Genomic DNA, 21,981 nt, shown 5'->3' with positions numbered 1-21,981 from the left:
TTTCGGGAGGGATTTTGGCGGGCGCCGGGAGGATTCGTTTCTGGAGCGTGATGTAACTTTTCAGGGCGCAGAAACGAAAAGTGCACACATAAATGGCACTGATGGTGACATTCGTGTGTACACATTTTTCAAGGCGGGTAGAGAACACTGTGGGAGCTGATTTGTTCCCACAGTCGCATCATCGGGGCTGGGAATTTACGCCTTGCTGATGATATTCCCCGCATGCAGCCCGCATTCTTTCTGGGTCGCTTCTTCCCACCACCAGCGACCTTCGCGTTCGTGCTGGTTCGGCAGGACAGGGCGGGTGCACGGTTCGCAGCCGATGCTGATGAAGCCGCGCTCATGCAGGCTGTTGTACGGCAGCTCCAGCATGCGGATGTAGCCCCAGATTTCCTCGCTGGTCATCTGCGCCAGCGGGTTGAACTTGTACAGGGTGCGCTCCGGGGTGGAGAACGCTGTATCGATTTCCATCACCGCCACGGCGCTGCGGGTGCCAGGGCTTTGATCGCGGCGCTGGCCGGTAGCCCAGGCTTTGACACCTGACAGCTTGCGGCGCAGCGGCTCGATCTTGCGGATGCCGCAGCATTCGCCATGGCCGTCCTTGTAGAAGCTGAACAGGCCTTTTTCCTTCACGAACGGTTCAAGTTTGGTGTAGTCCGGCGAGACCAGTTCGATATCGATCTTGTAGTGCTCGCGCACCTGATCGATGAATCGGTAGGTTTCCGGATGCAGGCGGCCGGTGTCGAGACTGAACACCTTGACGTTCTTGTTCAGCTTCCAGGCCATGTCCACCAGCACCACATCCTCGGCGCCGCTGAAAGATATCCACAGGTCGTCGCCGAACTCGGCGAACGCGAGCTTGAGGATGTCCTGCGCGGATTTGTTGGCATAGGTCGTGGCGAGTTCCACGACGTCGAACGTTGGGCTCATCAGGGCGGCTTCCTACAGGTCGGTGGCGCTGGGCGCTCTATATGGCGGCGATGGTAACAAAAAGCAACGCCCGTCGGGGCGGCCTCTGCGTTGCGCGCTCCAGGTCGAGCGGCTAGAGTGCGGGCTCGCTCGACTCAATAAACATTACAAACGGGAGTGTCTTGTGGAAATCGCCTGTCTTGATCTTGAAGGGGTGCTGGTACCGGAAATCTGGATCGCCTTCGCCGAAAAAACCGGAATCGAATCGCTCAAGGCCACCACCCGGGACATTCCCGACTACGACGTGCTGATGAAGCAGCGCCTGCGCATCCTCGACGAGCATGGCCTGAAGCTTTCGGACATCCAGGAAGTGATCGCGACCCTCAAGCCGCTGGACGGCGCGGTAGAGTTCGTCAACTGGCTGCGCGAGCGGTTTCAGGTGGTGATTCTGTCGGACACCTTCTACGAGTTTTCCCAGCCGCTGATGCGTCAGCTGGGTTTTCCGACCTTGCTCTGTCACCGCCTGATCACTGACGAAAGCGGGCGGGTCACGGGCTATCAGTTGCGTCAGAAAGATCCGAAGCGTCAGTCGGTCCTGGCTTTCAAGAGCCTGTATTACCGGGTGATTGCGGCGGGGGATTCCTACAACGACACCAGCATGCTGGGCGAGGCGGATGCGGGGATTCTGTTCCATGCGCCGGATAACGTGATCCGCGAGTTCCCGCAGTTTCCGGCGGTGCACAGCTTTGCCGAGTTGAAACAGGAATTCCTCAAAGCTTCGAATCGCGATTTGAGCCTTTAAGTCATTCTGTGACGAGGGCGCAAATGCCCTCGCCACACACGTCAGAGGTTCTGCAAGGTTTCGAGCAGAACCCTGACCTTGGTAATCGACTCCTGATACTCCGCTTCCCAGTCCGAGTCGGCGACGATCCCGCCGCCGCCCCAGCAGCACACCTGTCCATCCTTCACCAGCAGACTGCGAATGGCGATGGAGCTGTCCATCTCGCCGCGAACATCCAGATACAGCAACGAACCGCAATACAAACCACGGCGGGTCTGTTCCAGTTCGTCGATGATCTGCATCGCGCGGATCTTCGGTGCGCCGGTGATCGAGCCGCCGGGGAAGCTGCCGGCGATCAGGTCCAGGGCGTCGCGATCTTCCGCCAGTTCACCGGTCACGCTGCTGACCAGATGATGCACGTTCGGATAGCTTTCCAGGCTGAACAGCTCTGGCACTCGCACCGAGCCGATACGGCAGGTGCGGCCCAGGTCATTGCGCAGCAGGTCGACGATCATCAGGTTTTCCGCGCGATCCTTGGGACTGGCCAGCAGTTCGGCGGCGTTGGCTGCGTCTTCGGCCGGGGTCGCGCCACGGGGGCGAGTGCCTTTGATCGGACGGGTTTCCACCTGGCGCTGGCTGACTTTGACGAAGCGCTCGGGGGAGAGGCTCAGCACTGCATTGCCGTCAGGAAGGCTCTGGAATCCGGAAAACGGCGTCGGGCAGGCCTCACGCAATTTGCAGTAGGCCAGCCATGGGTCGCCTTCGCAGGGTGCGCGGAAACGCTGGGCGAAGTTGACCTGATAGCAGTCGCCGGCCTGGATGTATTGATGAATGCGTTCGAGCGCCTGACGGTATTCGTCGGCCGAAAGATCAGCCGCCATCGGGCTGTTCAGCTTGAACGGGGCCGGTTCGGTGTTCACTGGTTGGCTGAACACAGTGATCAGCCGTTGTTTTTCGCTGGCGCTGACCGAGGGGTGAAACACCAGTTGGCTGGTGGCCGATTGGTGATCGCTGATCAGTGCCCAGTCGTACAGACCAAAACGCGCATCGGGCAATTGCAGGTCATCCCGGGCCTGGCTCGGCAGGTTTTCCAGATGCCGACCGAAGTCGTAGCTCAGGTAGCCGATCAGGCCGCCGGCGAAGGGCAATTCGTACCCGTCGGGCAATTGTGCTTCGCCCAGCCGGGTCAGATTGTCCCGCAGACGTTGCAGGAAATCGTCGCCGCGCTCGTCCGGCAATACCGCCAGCTGTTCCAGCGGCCAGGCACTGAGCAGGTCATAACGGCCACGGTCGGCACTCGGCCGGCCGCTGTCGAGCAGCACGGCGCCGGGCGCATGGCGGACGGCCGCAAAATAGTCGGCGGGGTTGGCGCGGTAGGGCAGCGGGTGTACGGAACAGGTCAACATGGGCGGGGCAGATCGGCCATCAAGGCGGGGTGGGGATTGTAGTCCCCTCCGGGAATTGCTCCTAGAGGGGATGTCGGGGATTGGCAGATTGGTGGCAGGTAGTGCGACTTAGCCCTCGACCGCCGGAATATGCCCAAACAACGCCTGAGCAAACGCCACCCGCTCTTCAGCCGACTCTGTCACGCCACGTGTCTTGAGATCCTCCAGATGCGCTTCCACCGCATGGGTACGTGCAGTCAGGCCGCAGTCATTGGCAATCTGGATATTCAGCCCCGGTCGCGCATTGAGTTCGAGAATCAGCGGGCCCTTTTCCTGATCCAGCACCATGTCCACGCCGATGTAACCCAGGCCACACAGTTCATAGCAACCGGCGGCAAGCTTCATGAAACCGTCCCAGTAGGGCAGTTGCACGCCGTCCACCGCGTTGGTGGTGTCCGGGTGTTTGGCGATGATGTTGTTCAGCCAGGTGCCACGCAATGTCAGGCCAGTGGCCAGATCGACACCGACGCCGATGGCGCCCTGGTGCAGGTTGGCCTTGCCACCGGACTGACGGGTCGGCAGGCGCAGCATGGCCATTACCGGGTAGCCCATCAGCACGATGATGCGGATGTCCGGCACGCCTTCGTAGCTGATGCTCTTGAAGATCTGGTCCGGGGTCACCCGATACTCGATCAGTGCCCGGTCGCGGTGACCACCGAGTGAATACAGGCCGGTCAGGATGCTGGAGATATGGTGCTCCAGCTCCTCGTGGGTGAGGATCTTGCCCGATACGGTGCGATAGCGACCTTCGAAACGGTCGGCGATGACGATGATGCCGTCACCACCGGCGCCCTGGGCCGGCTTGATCACGAAGTCGTTGCGCCCGCCGATGATCTCGTCGAGGTTGTCGATTTCCTTCTCTGTGGAAATCACGCCGTACAGTTCCGGCACATGAATACCGGCCTTGATCGCGCGTTCCTTGGTGATGATCTTGTCATCGACGATCGGGTACAGGCTGCGCTTGTTGTACTTGAGCACGTAGTCCGCGTTACGTCGATTGATGCCCATGATGCCCCGGGCTTCCAGGGCCTTCCAGGTCTTCCAGAAACCGAACATCAGGCGTCAGCCTTCTTCAGGAAGGCCTTGAAGCGCACCAGTTCGGTCAGGCGATAACCGCGATAGCGACCCATGGCCAGCATGAAGCCCACCAGGATCAGCAGGATCGCCGGGAAGGTGAACACGAAGTACACCAGCTCCGGAACGGTCATGATCAGGTGGGCCAGGGACGCTGCGAACAGCGTGCCGATCGCCACTTTCAGAGCGTGGCTGGCGCCGCGTTCTTCCCAGGTGATCGACAGGCGTTCGATGGTCATGGTCAGAATCACCATCGGGAACAGCGCCACCGACAGGCCGCGTTCCAGACCGAGCTTGTGGCTGAACAGGCTGATCGCCGCGATCAGCACCACCACGAAGGTCAACACCACCGACAGACGGGGCAGCATTTGCAGTTTCAAGTGTTCCAGGTACGAACGCAGTGACAGCCCAAGCGCCGTGATCACGGTAAACAGCAGTATGCCGAAGCCCAGCTGCGTCTCGCGGAAGGCCAGGGCGATCAGCACCGGAGTGAACGTGCCAAGGGTCTGCAGGCCGACCAGGTTGCGCAGAATCAGGATCACCAGCACGCCGATCGGGATCATCACCATGATCATGAACGTCTGCTGGGTTTGCAGCGGCAAGCCGTACAGCGAGTATTCGAGGAAGTTGGCGTCGGTGTTTTCGTCGGTCAGCTTGGCCAGACGAATCGCGTTCATCTCGCTGTTGTTCAGGCTGAAGGTCACGTTGGCCTTCTTCGCGCCGTCGACGGTGATCAGGTTTTCGTCGCCGGTCCACCATAGCAGGCGGTCGGTCGGCAGACCTTGTTCGCCGGTTTCCGGATTGAAGTACAGCCAGTCGTTGCCGTTGAAGCTGCGCAGCCACAGTTCAGGGGTTTGTGGCTGATCGGCGACGAGGCGAATGGTGTGGACTTTCTCGACAGGAACGTGGGCGATGGACAGCAGCAGCTCAACGATTTTTGCCTTGTGGGCCGTCGATGGGTCGCCAGCCAGCAGCAGTTTCACGTTGTCGTCGTTGGTATTGTTGACACGTTTGATCGCTTCGCCAATGAAGGTCTCGACGTCGGCCGAGTGCTGGCGGATCGGGGCGAGCAGGGCTTCGGCGGCGATTTTTTCCGGGCCTTCGATGGCCATGCTGTCGCGGAAAGTCGGGCCTTTGACCTTGGTTTTCTCGGCGGTGTAACGCTTGGTCAGTACCAGGCGGTAATACAGGGTCTGGTTGCCCTTGGCCCGGCGTGCCGACCAGGTGACCTTGCGGTTGCCGTCGACACGGTTGACCGCCACGCCGTAATTGTTGGAGATGAAGCTTTCATTGAGGCTGACGTAATCGCGGCTCAGGGGCGGCACGAACATCTGGATCTTGACCGGATCCTTGGTGCTGGCGACGAACTCGACCTTGGCGTCGATGTTCCACAAGTCGTCGGTGGCGTCTTCGGTCACCGGGATGCCAAGCACGAAAATCTGATAGGCCGTAACCGAAACGCCCAGGAGCACCAGGATGGTGATCAGGATTTTCAGGTGGAAGGTTAGAGAACGCATGGAAATTACTCGGCGGTATGAGCGGCGATGGCGCAGGCGGGTTTGCCGGCAGCGTATTTAAGACTGGGATCGACCAGCGCATCGAAGCGTTTCAGCGCCTCGGAGCCGATCAAAAGCGGATATTGGAACGCACTGCGGTCGGTCAGGTTCACTTCGATGCTGCGCATTGCTGAACCCATACAGATATCCAGCTCGATCACCGGGCGCGCGGTGTACTTCTTGCCTTCTTCCGGATCGTAGTCGCCGGCGCGGCGCTTGATCTTGCTGACCCGGGCCAGCGGCCGTTCGATCGGGTGCGAATGCGCGGCGTCGATGGCCAGGTAGAAACGCACCCAGGATTCGCCGTTGCGCTTGAAGCGTTTGATGTCGCGGGCACTCAGGGAAGCGGTTTTCGCCCCGGTGTCGAGTTTAGCCGCCACTTCCAGGTTGATCCCGTCGAGGGCAGCGTATTCGTTGAGGCCGTACACAGTCTTTTCCCCCGCCACAGCCAGGCTGGGCAGGCAAAACAGATAGAAAAAGGTGGGGAAGGGCTTGAGTCTCATAAATCCTGGTGAGCAGCGGTCCGTTCTCGGTTCAGGGCCACGGCATCAGGAGATCCTGTCTGCGCGCGCCTTCGTGTGCCTATCAGCTTTTTATGACAAGCCGTGCAAGTGACTGGCAAATGCGGGCGGCATTCTAGCACGGTGGTTTTATGGCGCCAGCGCCCGAGCGGGTCTATAACCCTTGGGGTTGATCCTGAGGGTTATTAGACGATTGTCGACAATATCCATTTATCCTTTGACTGGGATGGGCTGATTCGCTAGTTTTTGCCGCATTGGATTTAAAGGTGTCGACAATATGCTGGATCAACTCGATCCCCCCGTTATCAGCGGCGACGATTCGGAAACCCTGTCCGAAAACGTCTTCCGGCGTATCCAGGCCGCCATCGTCAAAGGCGAGATCGCTCCGGGCAGCAAGATCTCCGAGCCGGAGCTGGCGCGCACCTACGGCATCAGCCGCGGGCCGCTGCGCGAGGCGATTCATCGTCTGGAAGGCCAGCGCCTGTTGGTGCGCGTGCCGCATGTCGGCGCACGGGTGGTGTCGTTGAGCCACGCCGAACTGCTCGAACTCTACGAAATCCGCGAATCCCTCGAAGGCATGGCCTGCCGTCTGGCGGCCGAACGCATGAGTGTCGAAGAAATCGACGAACTGCGCCGGGTGCTGGAAACCCATGAGCGCGATGCGGCATTTCAGGCCGGCGTCGGCTACTACCAGCAGGAAGGCGATTTCGACTTTCACTACCGGATCATCCAGGGCAGCGGCAACCGCACCCTGACCCAGATGCTCTGCGGCGAGCTGTATCAACTGGTGCGCATGTACCGCATCCAGTTTTCCACCACGCCCAACCGCCCGCGCCAGGCCTTTGCCGAACACCACCGGATTCTCGATGCCATCGCCGACCGTGACGGCGAGCTCGCGGAATTGTTGATGCGCCGTCACATCGGCGCCTCGAAACGCAACATCGCCCGTCACTACCAGGACGGCGCCGACAATAAGACAGCCACTGAACGAGGTGAGTCATGAGTTCCAACAAGAGCACTCCAGGCCAGCGTTTCCGCGATGCGGTCGCCAGCGAACATCCGCTGCAAGTGGTCGGAGCAATCAACGCCAACCACGCGTTGCTGGCCAAGCGCGCCGGTTTCAAGGCGATCTACCTGTCAGGTGGCGGGGTGGCTGCCGGCTCCCTCGGCGTGCCGGACCTGGGCATCACCGGCCTGGATGACGTGCTGACCGACGTGCGCCGCATCACCGACGTCTGCGACCTGCCGCTGTTGGTGGACGTGGACACCGGTTTCGGCGCCTCGGCGTTCAACGTGGCCCGCACCGTCAAATCGATGATCAAGTTCGGCGCGGCAGCGATTCACATCGAAGACCAGGTTGGCGCCAAGCGCTGCGGCCACCGTCCGAACAAAGAGATCGTGACCCAGCAGGAAATGGTCGACCGCATCAAGGCTGCCGTCGATGCCCGTACCGACGACAGTTTCGTGATCATGGCCCGCACCGACGCGCTGGCCGTTGAGGGCCTGGAATCGGCACTGGATCGCGCCGCCGCGTGCATCGAGGCCGGCGCCGACATGATCTTCCCGGAAGCCATCACTGAACTTGAGATGTACAAGCTGTTCGCCAGTCGGGTGAAAGCGCCGATCCTGGCCAACATCACCGAGTTCGGCTCTACGCCGCTGTACACCACCGAGCAACTGGCTGGCGCGGATGTGTCGCTGGTGCTGTACCCGCTGTCGGCGTTCCGCGCGATGAACAAGGCTGCAGAAAACGTCTACACCGCGATCCGCCGCGACGGCACTCAGCAGAATGTCATCGACACCATGCAGACTCGCATGGAGCTCTACGATCGCATCGATTACCACACCTTCGAGCAGAAGCTCGACGCGTTGTTTGCGGCGAAGAAGTAAGCCGCAACCGTACTCCCTAATAAATTCAAGATTGGAGACAACAATGGCCGAAGCAAAAGTACTCAGTGGCGCCGGGCTCCGGGGCCAGGTCGCCGGGCAAACCGCACTGTCCACCGTGGGCCAGGCCGGTGCCGGGCTGACCTATCGCGGCTACGACGTGCGCGAACTGGCGGCAGACGCACAATTTGAAGAAGTGGCCTACCTGCTGCTTTACGGAGAGCTGCCGACCCAGGCACAGCTCGCCGGCTATCAAGCAAAACTGAGCAAGCTGCGCGACCTGCCGCAAGCGCTGAAAGAAGTGCTGGAACGCATCCCCGCCGACGCCCACCCGATGGACGTGATGCGTACCGGTTGCTCGTTCCTGGGCAACATCGAGCCGGAGAAGGACTTCTCCGAGCAACGCGACAAGACCGACCGCCTGCTGGCCGCGTTCCCGGCGATCATGTGCTACTGGTATCGCTTCAGTCACGACGGCAAACGCATCAATTGCGTGACGGACGAGCAGTCCATCGGCGGCCACTTCCTGCACCTGCTGCACGACAGGAAACCGAGCGAACTGCATGTCAAAGTCATGAACGTGTCGCTGATCCTCTACGCCGAACACGAATTCAATGCTTCGACCTTCACCGCTCGGGTGTGCGCTTCGACCCTGTCCGATCTGTATTCCTGCGTCACGGCGGCCATCGGCTCGCTGCGCGGCCCGCTGCACGGCGGCGCCAACGAAGCGGCGATGGAAATGATCGAGCGCTTCTCGTCGCCGGAAGAGGCGATCAAGGGCACCCTCGGCATGCTCGAGCGCAAGGACAAGATCATGGGCTTCGGCCACGCGATCTATAAGGACAGCGATCCGCGCAACGAGGTGATCAAGGGCTGGTCGAAAAAACTCGCCGACGAAGTGGGCGACAAGGTCTTGTTCGCGGTCTCGGAAGCCATCGACAAAACCATGTGGGAGCAAAAGAAACTGTTCCCCAACGCCGACTTCTACCATGCCTCGGCGTACCACTTCATGGGCATCCCGACCAAGCTGTTCACCCCGATCTTCGTCTGCTCGCGCCTGACCGGCTGGGCGGCGCACGTGTTCGAACAGCGCGCCAACAACCGCATCATCCGTCCAAGCGCCGAGTACACCGGCGTCGAACAGCGCAAGTTCGTGCCCATCGAACGTCGCTGAATGGTGGCGCTGCCGCGTTGTTGACTGGATAAACCGGGAACCAATGTGGGAGCGGGCTTGCTCGCGAATGCGGCGTGTCAGTCAATGATATGTCGACTGACACGCCGCATTCGCGAGCAAGCCCGCTCCCACAGTTGACCGAGTTGATTTCAATACCGAGGTAGCGCTCACCTCTTGTTATCACCGTGACCGAGTCCTGACCGATGAACACAGAATTTCGCAAGAACCTGCCCGGCACGCCGCTGGATTATTTCGACGTCCGCGCGGCGGTCGATGGGATCCAGCCCGGCAGCTACGACACCCTGCCGTACACCTCTCGCGTGCTGGCGGAAAACCTCGTGCGTCGCTGCGACCCGGCGACGCTCAACGATTCCCTGAAACAACTGATCGAGCGCAAACGCGACCTCGACTTCCCGTGGTTCCCGGCCCGCGTGGTGTGCCACGACATTCTCGGCCAGACCGCGCTGGTGGATCTGGCCGGCCTGCGTGACGCGATTGCCCGGCAGGGCGGCGACCCGGCGCAGGTCAACCCGGTAGTGCCGACCCAACTGATCGTCGACCACTCGCTGGCGGTCGAGGCGGGCGGTTTTGACAAGCAGGCGTTCGAGAAGAACCGCGCCATCGAAGACCGTCGCAACGAAGACCGTTTCCACTTCATCAACTGGACCAAGAAGGCGTTCAAGAACGTCGACGTGATCCCGCCGGGCAACGGCATCATGCACCAGATCAACCTGGAGAAAATGTCTCCGGTGATCCAGGTGCGCGACGGCGTGGCGTTCCCGGATACCTGCGTCGGCACCGACAGCCACACCCCGCACGTCGATGCGCTGGGCGTGATCGCCATTGGTGTCGGTGGCCTCGAAGCTGAAAGCGTGATGCTCGGCCGCGCGTCGTGGATGCGTCTGCCGGAAAGCGTCGGCGTCGAACTGACCGGCAAGCTGCAACCGGGCATCACCGCCACCGACATGGTGCTGGCGCTGACCGAGTACCTGCGCAAACAGAAAGTGGTCGGCGCATGGTTGGAGTTCTTCGGCGAAGGTGCTTCCGCGCTGACCCTCGGCGACCGCGCGACCATCTCCAACATGGCTCCGGAATACGGCGCTACGGCGGCGATGTTCTACATCGACCAACAAACCATCGACTACCTGAAACTTACCGGTCGTGAAGATCAGCAAGTGCAGCTCGTCGAGCAGTACGCCAAACAGATCGGTCTGTGGGCCGACAGCCTGAAAGGCGCGCAATACGAGCGCGGCCTGACCTTTGACCTGTCTTCGGTGGTGCGCAACATGGCCGGCCCGAGCAATCCGCACGCCCGCGTGGCGGTGTCGGATCTGGCGGCCAAAGGCATCGCCGGCCAGTGGGAAGACGTCCCGGGGCAAATGCCCGACGGCGCGGTGATCATCGCCGCCATCACCAGTTGCACCAACACCAGCAACCCGCGCAACGTGATCGCTGCCGGCCTGCTGGCGCGCAACGCCAACAAGCTCGGGCTGACGCGTAAGCCGTGGGTCAAGTCGTCGCTGGCGCCGGGTTCGAAAACCGTGGCGCTGTACCTCGATGAAGCGGGGCTGACCACGGAGCTGGAGCAACTCGGTTTCGGCGTCGTCGCCTTCGCCTGCACCACCTGCAACGGCATGTCCGGTGCGCTGGATCCGGTGATTCAGCAAGAGATCATCGACCGCGACCTGTACGCCACCGCTGTGCTGTCCGGCAACCGCAACTTCGACGGTCGGATTCACCCGTACGCCAAGCAGGCATTCCTCGCTTCGCCGCCGCTGGTGGTGGCCTACGCGATTGCCGGCACCATTCGTTTCGACATCGAGAAAGATGTGCTGGGCGTGGTCGACGGCAAGGAAATTCGCCTGAAAGACATCTGGCCGAGCGACGAAGAAATCGACGCCGTAGTGAAATCCTCGGTCAAGCCCGAGCAGTTCCGTCAGGTCTACATCCCGATGTTCGCCATTCATGAAGACACCGGCCCGAAAGTCGCGCCGCTGTACGACTGGCGCGAGATGAGCACCTACATCCGTCGTCCGCCGTACTGGGAAGGCGCGCTGGCCGGGGCGCGTCCGCTCAAGGGCATGCGCCCGCTGGCGGTGCTGCCGGACAACATCACCACCGATCACCTGTCGCCGTCGAACGCGATCATGCTCGACAGCGCCGCCGGCGAATACCTGGCGAAAATGGGCCTGCCGGAAGAGGACTTCAACTCTTACGCGACCCACCGTGGTGACCACCTGACCGCGCAGCGCGCGACCTTCGCCAACCCGAAACTGTTCAACGAAATGGTCGTGGAAAACGGCAAGGTCAAGCAGGGCTCGCTGGCCCGTGTCGAGCCGGAAGGCAAAGTGATGCGCATGTGGGAAGCCATCGAAACCTACATGGAGCGCAAGCAGCCGCTGATCATCATCGCCGGCGCCGACTACGGCCAGGGCTCGTCCCGGGACTGGGCGGCCAAGGGCGTGCGGCTGGCGGGCGTGGAAGCGATCGCCGCCGAAGGTTTCGAACGCATTCACCGCACCAACCTGGTGGGCATGGGCGTGTTGCCGCTGGAATTCAAACCGGGCACCGACCGCAAGACATTGGGCATCGACGGCAGCGAAACCTACGACGTGATCGGCGAGCGCACCCCGCGCGCCGACCTGACGCTGGTGATCCATCGCAAAAACGGCGAACGCGTCGACGTGCCGGTGACCTGCCGCCTCGACACCGCCGAGGAAGTGTCGATCTACGAGGCCGGCGGCGTGTTGCAACGCTTCGCCCAGGACTTCCTCGAAGAGTCGGCGGTTGCCGTTTAAATCACGTAGTGCGAACGCGGGTCGGTTGACCCGCGTTTGCTGATAAGGAGCACCATGGCTCACGCACCGCAAATAAGAATTCCCGCCACCTACATGCGCGGCGGCACCAGCAAAGGCGTGTTTTTCAGCCTCAAGGATCTGCCCGAAGCCGCGCAGATTCCCGGTCCGACCCGTGATGCGCTGTTGCTGCGGGTCATCGGCAGCCCCGACCCGTACGACAAGCAGATCGACGGCATGGGCGGTGCCACGTCGAGCACCAGCAAAACCGTGATCCTGTCGAAAAGCATCAAGGCCGATCACGACGTCGATTACCTGTTCGGTCAGGTGTCCATCGACAAGCCGTTCGTGGACTGGAGCGGCAACTGCGGCAACCTGTCGGCGGCGGTCGGTTCGTTCGCCATCAGCAACGGTCTGGTGGACGCCAGCCGCATTCCGCACAACGGCGTGGCGGTGGTTCGCGTGTGGCAGGCCAACATCGGCAAGACCATCATTGCCCACGTGCCGATCACTAACGGCGAAGTGCAGGAAACCGGTGATTTCGAACTCGACGGCGTGACTTTTCCGGCCGCCGAAGTCCAGGTCGAGTTCATGGACCCGGCAGCGGAAGAAGAGGGCGGCGGTGGCTCGATGTTCCCCACCGGCAACCTGGTCGACGAGCTGGAAGTGCCGGGCGTCGGTACGTTCAAGGCGACCATGATCAACGCGGGTATCCCGACGATCTTCGTCAACGCCGAAGACATCGGTTACACCGGCACCGAACTGCAGAGCGCGATCAACAGCGACCCGAAAGCGTTGCAGATGTTCGAGACGATTCGTGCCTACGGTGCTTTGCGCATGGGGCTGATTTCCAATCTGGATGAAGCGGCCAAGCGGCAGCACACGCCTAAGATTGCGTTTGTCGCCAAACCTGCGGATTACGTGGCATCCAGTGGCAAGGCGATTGCGGCCGGGGATGTGGATTTGCTGGTGCGGGCGTTGTCGATGGGCAAGTTGCACCACGCGATGATGGGCACGGCGGCGGTGGCGATTGGTACGGCGGCGGCTATCTCTGGCACGTTGGTGAATCTGGCGGCTGGTGGTGTTGAGCGTAATGCGGTGCGGTTCGGGCATCCGTCCGGAACCCTGCGCGTGGGGGCTGAGGCCAGCCTTGAAAACGGCGAATGGGTTGTGAAGAAAGCGATTATGAGCCGTAGTGCCCGCGTCCTGATGGAAGGTTTCGTTCGCGTACCAGGCGACTCTTTTTAAGATCAAAAGCCTACCCTCACCCCAGCCCTCTCCCGGAGGGAGAGGGGGCTGACCGAGGTGTCTTGCGGGATACATCGACCTGAAAAAGCGTGGCGATTATGGATTCGGCAAAGCACTTTCAGGTCGGCGTAGCTTTTGAACATCCCCCATTCGGTCCCCTCTCCCTGCGGGAGAGGGCTAGGGTGAGGGGCTTTACTAACTGAAGAAACACACAACGAGCAGGCACCCCAGACCTGCATTCAACAAACCAGCCAGGCCCCTGAGGAAGACCCCACCACTCATCATTCCCCACCCAGGAGAACCGCAATGAGCGCCAACGTCGACCTGAACAACCGCCCCGACTACGACGATGTCCTGCAGGACATCGCCGATTACGTCCTCACCTGCAAAATCGAATCCGCCGAAGCCCTCGACACCGCCCGCAACTGCCTGATGGACACGCTGGGCTGCGGACTGCTGGCCCTGCGTTTTCCCGAATGCACCAAGCACCTGGGCCCCATCGTAGAAGGCACCGTCGTGCCGTTCGGCGCCCGAGTGCCGGGCACATCCTATCGCCTGGATCCGGTAAAGGCCGCGTGGGACATCGGCTGCATCGTACGCTGGCTCGATTACAACGACACCTGGCTCGCCGCCGAATGGGGGCATCCATCGGACAACCTCGGCGGGATTCTCGCGGTGGCCGATCACTTGGCACAAAAGCGTCTGGCCAATGGCGAAGCGCCGTTGACCGTGCGCGATGTGCTCGAAGCGATGATCATGGCCCACGAGATTCAGGGCGTGATCGCCCTGGAAAACTCCTTTAACCGCGTAGGCCTCGACCATGTGATTCTGGTGAAAGTGGCTTCGACAGCCGTTGTCGCCAAACTCATGGGCGCCAATCGCGAGCAGTTGTTGTCGGCGTTGTCCCATGCGTTTGCCGATGGTCAGGCGTTGCGCACTTACCGGCATGCGCCAAATGCCGGTTCGCGCAAATCCTGGGCGGCGGGGGATGCCTCAAGTCGCGGCGTGCGCCTTGCCGACATCGCCCTGCGCGGTGAAATGGGAATTCCCGGTGTGCTGACGGCAAAGCAGTGGGGTTTCTACGACGTGCTGTTCAGCCACACCAACAACGATCTGGCACTCAAGCCCGAAGGCAAGCGCGCCTTCAGCTTCTCGCGGCCGTTCGGCAGTTACGTGATGGAAAACGTGCTGTTCAAGATCAGCTTCCCCGCCGAGTTCCACGCGCAGACCGCCTGCGAAGCCGCTGTGACCCTGCATCCGCAGGTGCGCAATCGTCTGCATGAGATCGACCGGATTGTCATCACCACCCATGAGTCGGCGATCCGCATCATTTCCAAGGTCGGGCCGCTGGCCAACGCCGCCGATCGCGATCACTGCCTCCAGTACATGACCGCCGTGCCGCTGGCGTTCGGCAATCTGGTGGCCGAGCAGTACGAGGACGATTTCCACAGGGCCCATCCAATCATCGATGTGCTGCGCGAAAAAATGGTCATCGTCGAAGATCCGCGTTTCACCCGCGAATATCTCGAGCCCGACAAACGCTCGATTGCCAATGCGGTGCAGGTGTTTTTCAAGGACGGTTCCAGCACCGAAAATGTGGTGGTGGAGTACCCGATCGGTCACCGTCGGCGCAGGGCCGAGGGCATTCCGTTGCTGGAGGACAAGTTCAGGGCGAACCTGGCCACGCGTTTTACCGGCCAGCGCGGCGCCGAGATCCTTGCGCTGTGCAAGGATCAGGTGCGGCTAGAGGCGACGCCGGTGAACCGCTTTGTCGACTTGTTCGTGATCTGAATCGCCGGGATTGTCGAGGGCTACAGGCTGCCCTCGACATCTTCCAGGCTGAAGGTCTCCGTGTTGTCGTCGTAGGAGAAAATCTCGGCGTAGCGACCCCAGGCAATCACGATTTCCAGGTTTTTCTCGACGAAGGCCTCGGTCAGCGAATCTTCCAGTTCCTGCTCGAAACGCACCCGTGGCGCCCGGTGGCCGTTGCGCTCCAGCAATACCTGACGGATCCGCGCGGCCAGCGGTATGTAGCGGATCAGATGTTCGGCAAACAGGGTCTTGCGTGCCTGGGTGCTGTAGTCGGCGAACAGTTTCCCGGCCTCGGTCAGGGTGATATCCGCGCCTTTGAGTTCGGCGAAGCCCAGGTATTCGAGCATTTCGGCCACCGGAAACAGGTCGTCCACTTCCAGCAAGCGACGTTCGGCCACGGTGGGCAGGCCGGCGTGACCGTTGTAGGGCTCGGCCGCCAGGGTTTCGATCAGGCCTGCCATCAGGTTGGTGGATACTTCCTGCAGCGGGCTGCTGATCTTCAGTTCGGGTTTGCCGGTGCCAGCGTCGGTGCTGCGGCGGTCGGTCATCTGCGCGTAGATGTCATCGACCATTTGCCGGAACACCGGATCCAGGCGATTGCGCGGATGGGCGAAGGGCACCTTGATTTCCGCCACCAGCCGCCCCGGGTTGGACGACAGCACCAGAATGCGGTCGCACATCAGTACCGCTTCTTCGATGTTGTGGGTCACGATCAGGATCGATTTGATCGGCAGTTGCTTGCCGCTCCACAGGTCCAGCAGATCGTTTCTCAAGGTTTCGGCGGTCAGCACGTCCAGCGCCGAGAAGGGTTCGTCCATCAACAGCAGCGTCGGGTTGACCACCAGCCCGCGAGCGAACCCCACGCGCTGGCGCATGCCGCCGGACAGTTCGCGAGGGTAGGCGTTTTCGAAACCGTCCAGGCCGATCAGGTCGATGGCCGCCAGCGCTCGCTTGCGTGCTTCTTTGCGTTCGACCTGCAAGGCCTGCAGGCCGGCCTCGACGTTTTCCAGCACCGTCAGCCACGGGAACAGGGCAAAGGTCTGGAACACCATGGCCACGCCTTCGGCCGGGCCGTCCAGCGGCTTGCCGTTGTACAGCACTTCCCCGGACGAGGGCTCGATCAGGCCCGCGATGATCCGCAGCAGGGTGGACTTGCCCGAGCCGGAGCGGCCAAGCATGCCGACTATTTCGCCTTCGTGCAGGGCCAGGTTGATCCCGCTGAGCACCTGCAGCTCGTCCTTGCCCTTGCCGAACACTCGGTTGACGTCGGTGAGCGAGTAGATTTCGGGTGTGGCACCCGTGTGTTCGGTATAGGTATTCATCACATCGAATCCCGTCAGTTCAGGCGAAGTTTGTTTTCGGCCATGGCGTACATCGGTCGCCAGACCACGCGATTGAAGGCCACGACAAAGAACGACATCACCACCACGCCGAGGGTGATTTTCGGGAAGTCGCCGGCGGCAGTGGTTTGCGCGATGTAGGCGCCGAGGCCGTGGGCGACGACTTTGTCCTGCCCCCAGGAAACGAATTCGGAGACGATGCTGGCGTTCCATGCGCCGCCCGAAGCGGTGATGGCGCCGGTCACGTAATACGGGAAGATCCCTGGCAGCATCACCTTGCGCCACCACAGCCAGCCGCGAATGCGGAAGTTGGCGGCGGCTTCCTTGAAGTCATTGGGGAAGGCGCTGGCCCCGGCGATCACGTTGAACAGGATGTACCACTGCGTCCCGAGCACGATCAGCGGGCTCAGCCAGATGTCCGGGTTCAACTGGTAGCGCAGGATCACGATGACGAATACCGGGAACAACAGGTTTGCCGGAAACGCCGCGAGAAACTGCGCCAGCGGCTGGATCTTTTCCGCCAGTGCCGGGCGCAGACCGATCATCACGCCCAGCGGCACCCAGATCAGCGAGGCGATGAAGATCAGCCCGGCCACTCGCAACAGAGTGAACAGCCCCAACAGCAACACATGCCCGACTTCTGCGAACGTCACCTCGGTGCCGACATACAGCACGATGTGGTACAGCGCATACGCGGTCAGCAGCGCGATAAACGAGCCCCAGATCCAGTCGATGGCCTTGGTGGTGGCGGGGCTTTGCGAAGTCATGACCTTGCGCGCCGAACGCGGCAGGTTCAGGCGCATGTTGCCGAGGCGGCTGGTGGCGCGACTGATGGGGCGCAAAATGCGCTGGATCATCCGGGTGCGCTGAATCAGATTCAGCACCCAGGACTCCGGCGCAGCGGTCTGCGAGGCGGTGTTCTCCATGCGGAACTTGTCGGCCCAGTCCACCAGCGGGCGGAACAGAAACTGGTCATAGATCAGGATGACCACGATCATCGTCAGGATGACGTAGCCCACGGCGTGCATGTCTTTTTGCGCGATGGCCAGGGCGAGGAACGAACCGATCCCGGGCAGGGTGATGGTCTGGTCGCCGACGGTGATCGCTTCGGAGGCCACCACGAAGAACCAGCCGCCGGACATGCTCATCATCATGTTCCAGACCAGCCCGGGCATCGCAAAGGGTACGTCGAGCTTCCAGAATTTCTGCCAGCCGGACAGTTGCAGGTTGGTCGAGACCTCCACCAGATCCCGCGGCAGCATGCGCAGCGACTGATAGAAGCTGAACGTCATGTTCCAGGCCTGGCTGGTGAAAATGGCAAAGATCGCGGCGAATTCCGCGCCCAGTACCCGGCCGGGAAACAGCAACAGAAAGAAGGTCACGGTGAAGGAGATGTAACCCAGCACCGGCACCGATTGCAGGATATCCAGCACCGGCACCAGGAGTTTTTCGGCGCGTCGGCTTTTGGCCGCCAAGGTGCCGTAGAGCAGGGTGAACACCAGTGACGCCACCATCGCCGCGAGCATGCGCAGGGTGGTGCGCATGGCGTATTCCGGCAAATGGCTCGGGTCGAGTGAGACCACTTCACTTTGCAGCGTGCCGATCGGGGCCCAGGTTTCCCGGGCGCCGATCGAGAAAAACAGCAGGAAGCCGATCACCAGCGGCAGGGCGATCAAGTCCCAGCGATTGGGCAGCAGACGTCGGGTCGAGGCCGGTATGTAGTGACGGAACACCTTATTCATAAGCAGTGATTCCTGCAGTGCTCTGAATGGAGGCGCGGCAGTCTGAACGTAGCTTCAGTCTGCACGGCGCACCCGGGAATGAACGGACGCTCATTCCTTGACTTCAATGGGGAGGCTGGATGCTGCGGGCCCGTTGAATTCAGCGGGCCGAGAGGGTTGGCGCATCCGGTTTGTGGCCGGATACGCAACTTGCGCGGATTGTATATTTCGGAATGTTACAAAGGCGTAAAAAACACGGCCCGCAGGCGAGCTTGTGATACTTCATTCAGCCTGCGGACAGGTTGGGCGCGTCGGGGTTACTTGAAACGCCGCTCCACGCCTTTTTCCACCAGGATCTTCGCCGAAATCTCTTCCACGGAAAAATGCGTGGAGTTGATGTGCGGGATGTTTTCGCGGCGGAACAGGTTCTCCACTTCGCGCACTTCGAATTCGCACTGGGCGTAGCTCGAATAGCGGCTGTTGGGCTTGCGCTCGTTGCGGATCGCGGTAAGGCGGTCCGGGTCGATGGTCAGACCGAACAGCTTGTGCTGGTGGGCGCGCAGGGCGGTTGGCAATTGCAGGCGTTCCATGTCGTCTTCGGTCAGCGGGTAGTTGGCCGCGCGGATGCCGAACTGCATCGCCATGTACAGACACGTCGGCGTCTTACCACAACGCGACACGCCCACTAGTATCAGGTCGGCCTTGTCGTAATAGTGGGTGCGGGCGCCGTCGTCGTTATCGAGGGCGAAGTTCACCGCCTCGATCCGCTCCATGTAGTTGGAGTTGTGGCCGATCGAATGGGATTTGCCGACGGTGTAGGAAGAGTGCTCGGTCAGTTCCTGTTCGAGCGGGGCGAGGAACGTCGAGAAAATGTCGATCATGAAACCATTGGAGGTTGCGAGAATCTCACGGATGTCCTGATTGACGATGGTGTCGAAGATAATCGGCCGGAAACCATCGGTTTCAGCGGCTTTGTTGATTTGTTGTACCATGGCCCGCGCTTTGTCCGCGTTGTCGATGTAGGGCCGCGTGAGCTTGGTGAAGGTAATGTTTTCGAACTGCGCCAGAAGGCTTTGACCCAGGGTTTCGGCAGTAATGCCGGTGCCATCGGAGATAAAGAAAGCAGATCGTTTCATTTGCACCTTGGGCCTTAAGCTAATGAGTATTTCTGGATATGATAGGCGCGATTTGCCGGCCGCCATCGGCCCGCATTCTCACTTATTTTCCAGGTCCAGGCCATACAACCGGCCGATGCTCCCCCGAGCCGCCGGTTTCTGAGCTTTTCCAACACAGTTAGTGGAGAGATCACCTTGGTAGAGTACGTAGTTTCCCTCGATAAGCTCGGCAAACACGATGTTGAGCATGTGGGGGGCAAGAACGCATCCCTGGGCGAGATGATCAGCAACCTGGCCGGTGCCGGTGTGTCGGTCCCCGGCGGTTTCGCCACCACGGCGCAGGCCTATCGCGACTTTCTCGAGCTGAGCGGCCTCAACGACCAGATCCACAAGGCTCTCGACGCCCTGGACGTCGATGACGTCAACGCGCTGGCCAAGACCGGCGCCCAGATCCGCCAATGGATCATGGAAGCCGAATTCCCTGAAAAACTGAACACCGAGATCCGCACCGCGTTCGCCGCGCTGTCGGCCGGCAATCCCGATGTGGCGGTGGCCGTGCGTTCCTCCGCCACCGCCGAAGACCTGCCGGACGCCTCGTTCGCCGGTCAGCAGGAAACCTTCCTGAACATCCGTGGCGTGGAAAACGTCATCCGTGCGGCCAAGGAAGTGTTCGCTTCCCTGTTCAACGACCGCGCCATTTCCTACCGCGTGCACCAGGGCTTCGACCACAAACTGGTCGCCCTGTCGGCCGGCGTGCAGCGCATGGTGCGTTCGGAAACCGGCACCGCCGGCGTGATGTTCACCCTCGATACTGAATCCGGCTTCCGTGACGTGGTGTTCATCACCGGCGCCTACGGCCTGGGCGAAACCGTCGTACAAGGCGCGGTGAACCCGGACGAATTCTATGTCCACAAGGGCACGCTTGCGGCCGGTCGCCCGGCGATCCTGCGCCGCAACCTGGGCAGCAAGGCCATCAAGATGATCTACGGCGACGAGGCCAAGGCCGGTCGTTCGGTGAAAACCGTTGATGTCGACAAGGCCGAGCGCGGGCGTTTCTGCCTGACCGACGCCGAAGTCAGCGAGCTGGCCAAGCAGGCGATGATCATCGAGAAGCACTACGGCTGCCCGATGGACATCGAATGGGCCAAGGACGGTGACGACGGCAAGCTGTACATCGTGCAGGCCCGTCCGGAAACCGTGAAGAGCCGCACCCAGGCCAACGTCATGGAACGTTACCTGCTGAAAGAAACCGGCACCGTGCTTGTGGAAGGCCGTGCCATCGGTCAGCGCATCGGCGCCGGCAAGGTGCGGATCATCAAGGACGTCTCCGAAATGGACAAGGTCCAGCCGGGCGACGTGCTGGTCTCCGACATGACCGACCCGGACTGGGAACCGGTGATGAAGCGCGCCAGCGCCATCGTCACCAACCGTGGCGGCCGTACCTGCCACGCGGCGATCATCGCCCGTGAACTGGGTATTCCGGCTGTCGTCGGTTGCGGCAACGCCACCCAGCTGCTGAAGGATGGCCAGGGCGTGACCGTGTCCTGCGCCGAAGGCGACACCGGTTACATCTTCGAAGGCGAACTGGGCTTCGACATCAAGAAAAACTCCGTGGACGCCATGCCGGAGCTGCCGTTCAAGATCATGATGAACGTCGGCAACCCGGACCGCGCCTTCGACTTCGCGCAGCTGCCGAACGCCGGTGTGGGCCTGGCCCGTCTGGAATTCATCATCAACCGCATGATCGGCGTCCACCCGAAAGCGCTGTTGAACTACGACGGCCTGCCGCAGGACATCAAGGAAAGCGTCGACAAGCGCATCGCCGGTTACGACGATCCGGTCGGTTTCTATGTCGAGAAACTGGTTGAAGGCATCAGTACCCTGGCCGCTGCGTTCGCGCCGAAGAAGGTCATCGTGCGTCTGTCGGACTTCAAGTCCAACGAATACGCCAACCTGATCGGCGGCAAGCTGTACGAGCCGGAAGAAGAAAACCCGATGCTGGGCTTCCGTGGCGCTTCGCGTTACATCAGCGAATCGTTCCGTGACTGCTTCGAACTCGAGTGCCGTGCGCTGAAACGCGTGCGCAACGAGATGGGCCTGACCAACGTCGAAATCATGGTGCCGTTCGTCCGTACGCTGGGCGAAGCCAGCCAGGTGGTCGATCTGCTGGCCGAAAACGGCCTGAAGCGCGGCGACAACGGCCTGCGCGTGATCATGATGTGCGAACTGCCATCCAACGCGATCCTGGCTGAAGAGTTCCTCGAATTCTTCGACGGTTTCTCGATCGGTTCCAACGACCTGACCCAGCTGACACTGGGCCTGGACCGTGACTCCGGGATCATCGCGCACCTGTTCGACGAGCGTAATCCGGCAGTCAAGAAGCTGCTGGCCAACGCGATTGCCGCGTGCAACAAGGCCGGCAAGTACATCGGCATCTGCGGTCAGGGCCCTTCGGACCACCCGGACCTCGCCAAGTGGCTGATGGAGCAGGGCATCGAAAGCGTATCGTTGAACCCGGACACCGTGCTGGAAACCTGGTTCTTCCTTGCCGAAGGCCAGGCGGCGGAATAAACCGTGAATGAAGCCCCGGCCCGTTGACCCGG

At 61.2% G+C, this 21,981-nt stretch carries 15 protein-coding genes and 1 pseudogene; 8 read left to right on the top strand and 8 right to left on the bottom strand.

The window, feature by feature from the left end:
- Positions 1-195 precede the first annotated feature (195 nt).
- Positions 196-930: a phosphoadenylyl-sulfate reductase gene (locus J5M72_RS27425; protein WP_007960132.1), complete on the bottom strand. Its 735-nt coding sequence runs from the start codon at positions 928-930 to the stop codon at positions 196-198.
- Positions 931-1,093: 163 nt separating this feature from the next.
- On the opposite strand from J5M72_RS27425, the gene thrH reads away from it, so the two are divergent.
- Positions 1,094-1,711: a bifunctional phosphoserine phosphatase/homoserine phosphotransferase ThrH gene (gene thrH / locus J5M72_RS27420; RefSeq protein ID WP_119428417.1), complete on the top strand. Its 618-nt coding sequence runs from the start codon at positions 1,094-1,096 to the stop codon at positions 1,709-1,711.
- A 41-nt stretch (positions 1,712-1,752) separates the two neighbouring features.
- Here the strand turns inward: thrH and pabB are convergent, their stop codons facing one another.
- The 4 genes from pabB to J5M72_RS27400 all read right to left on the bottom strand — a co-directional run bounded on the left by pabB (position 1,753) and on the right by J5M72_RS27400 (position 6,268).
- Positions 1,753-3,096, bottom strand: a complete 1,344-nt coding sequence (gene pabB, locus J5M72_RS27415; protein ID WP_207868041.1) for an aminodeoxychorismate synthase component I — start codon at positions 3,094-3,096, stop codon at positions 1,753-1,755.
- Between the two features lie 108 nt (positions 3,097-3,204).
- On the bottom strand, positions 3,205-4,191 hold the full coding sequence (locus tag J5M72_RS27410) for an alpha-L-glutamate ligase-like protein (protein ID WP_169429549.1): 987 nt from the start codon (positions 4,189-4,191) through the stop codon (positions 3,205-3,207).
- Positions 4,191-5,726, bottom strand: coding sequence for an inactive transglutaminase family protein (locus J5M72_RS27405; RefSeq protein WP_085711890.1), 1,536 nt, complete (start codon positions 5,724-5,726; stop codon positions 4,191-4,193). The genes J5M72_RS27410 and J5M72_RS27405 overlap by 1 nt, the downstream gene beginning before the upstream one ends.
- A gap of 5 nt (positions 5,727-5,731) precedes the next feature.
- Complete coding sequence (locus tag J5M72_RS27400; RefSeq protein WP_169429550.1) at positions 5,732-6,268, bottom strand: ATP-dependent zinc protease; 537 nt, start codon at positions 6,266-6,268, stop codon at positions 5,732-5,734.
- Positions 6,269-6,566: 298 nt separating this feature from the next.
- On the opposite strand from J5M72_RS27400, the gene J5M72_RS27395 reads away from it, so the two are divergent.
- The 6 genes and pseudogenes from J5M72_RS27395 to prpD all read left to right on the top strand — a co-directional run bounded on the left by J5M72_RS27395 (position 6,567) and on the right by prpD (position 15,181).
- Positions 6,567-7,289 (top strand): GntR family transcriptional regulator, encoded by a 723-nt coding sequence (locus J5M72_RS27395; protein ID WP_169432611.1) that lies wholly within the window; start codon positions 6,567-6,569, stop codon positions 7,287-7,289.
- The gene (prpB, locus tag J5M72_RS27390) at positions 7,286-8,176 is read left to right on the top strand and encodes a methylisocitrate lyase (RefSeq protein WP_007951973.1); all 891 of its coding nucleotides are present in this window, start codon (positions 7,286-7,288) and stop codon (positions 8,174-8,176) included. The genes J5M72_RS27395 and prpB overlap by 4 nt, the downstream gene beginning before the upstream one ends.
- Before the next feature lie 43 nt (positions 8,177-8,219).
- Complete coding sequence (gene prpC / locus J5M72_RS27385) at positions 8,220-9,347, top strand: 2-methylcitrate synthase (RefSeq protein ID WP_207868039.1); 1,128 nt, start codon at positions 8,220-8,222, stop codon at positions 9,345-9,347.
- Positions 9,348-9,550: 203 nt separating this feature from the next.
- Entirely contained in the window at positions 9,551-12,145 is a 2,595-nt protein-coding gene (gene acnD / locus J5M72_RS27380) for a Fe/S-dependent 2-methylisocitrate dehydratase AcnD (protein ID WP_207868037.1), read from the top strand.
- A gap of 54 nt (positions 12,146-12,199) precedes the next feature.
- A pseudogene (gene prpF / locus J5M72_RS27375) lies at positions 12,200-13,473 on the top strand (2-methylaconitate cis-trans isomerase PrpF).
- 223 nt (positions 13,474-13,696) lie between these two features.
- Entirely contained in the window at positions 13,697-15,181 is a 1,485-nt protein-coding gene (gene prpD / locus J5M72_RS27370) for a 2-methylcitrate dehydratase (RefSeq protein ID WP_207868032.1), read from the top strand.
- Positions 15,182-15,201: 20 nt separating this feature from the next.
- On the opposite strand, the gene J5M72_RS27365 is transcribed toward prpD, so the two are convergent.
- From J5M72_RS27365 to J5M72_RS27355, 3 genes are all read right to left on the bottom strand, one after another.
- Positions 15,202-16,524, bottom strand: coding sequence for a nitrate/sulfonate/bicarbonate ABC transporter ATP-binding protein (locus J5M72_RS27365; protein WP_207868030.1), 1,323 nt, complete (start codon positions 16,522-16,524; stop codon positions 15,202-15,204).
- A 14-nt stretch (positions 16,525-16,538) separates the two neighbouring features.
- On the bottom strand, positions 16,539-18,284 hold the full coding sequence (locus J5M72_RS27360; RefSeq protein ID WP_207868028.1) for an ABC transporter permease subunit: 1,746 nt from the start codon (positions 18,282-18,284) through the stop codon (positions 16,539-16,541).
- A 296-nt stretch (positions 18,285-18,580) separates the two neighbouring features.
- The gene (locus J5M72_RS27355) at positions 18,581-19,399 is read right to left on the bottom strand and encodes a pyruvate, water dikinase regulatory protein (RefSeq protein WP_169429557.1); all 819 of its coding nucleotides are present in this window, start codon (positions 19,397-19,399) and stop codon (positions 18,581-18,583) included.
- Between the two features lie 174 nt (positions 19,400-19,573).
- Between J5M72_RS27355 and ppsA the strand changes: the two genes are divergently transcribed.
- On the top strand, positions 19,574-21,949 hold the full coding sequence (ppsA, locus tag J5M72_RS27350) for a phosphoenolpyruvate synthase (protein ID WP_207868026.1): 2,376 nt from the start codon (positions 19,574-19,576) through the stop codon (positions 21,947-21,949).
- Positions 21,950-21,981: the final 32 nt, after the last annotated feature.

It is taken from the genome of Pseudomonas sp. 58(2021), from assembly GCF_017491585.1.
GTDB lineage: Bacteria > Pseudomonadota > Gammaproteobacteria > Pseudomonadales > Pseudomonadaceae > Aquipseudomonas > Aquipseudomonas fluorescens_BT.
The sequence above is the reverse complement of the archived record's forward strand: the minus strand, read 5'-3'. Positions and strand labels throughout refer to the sequence as shown.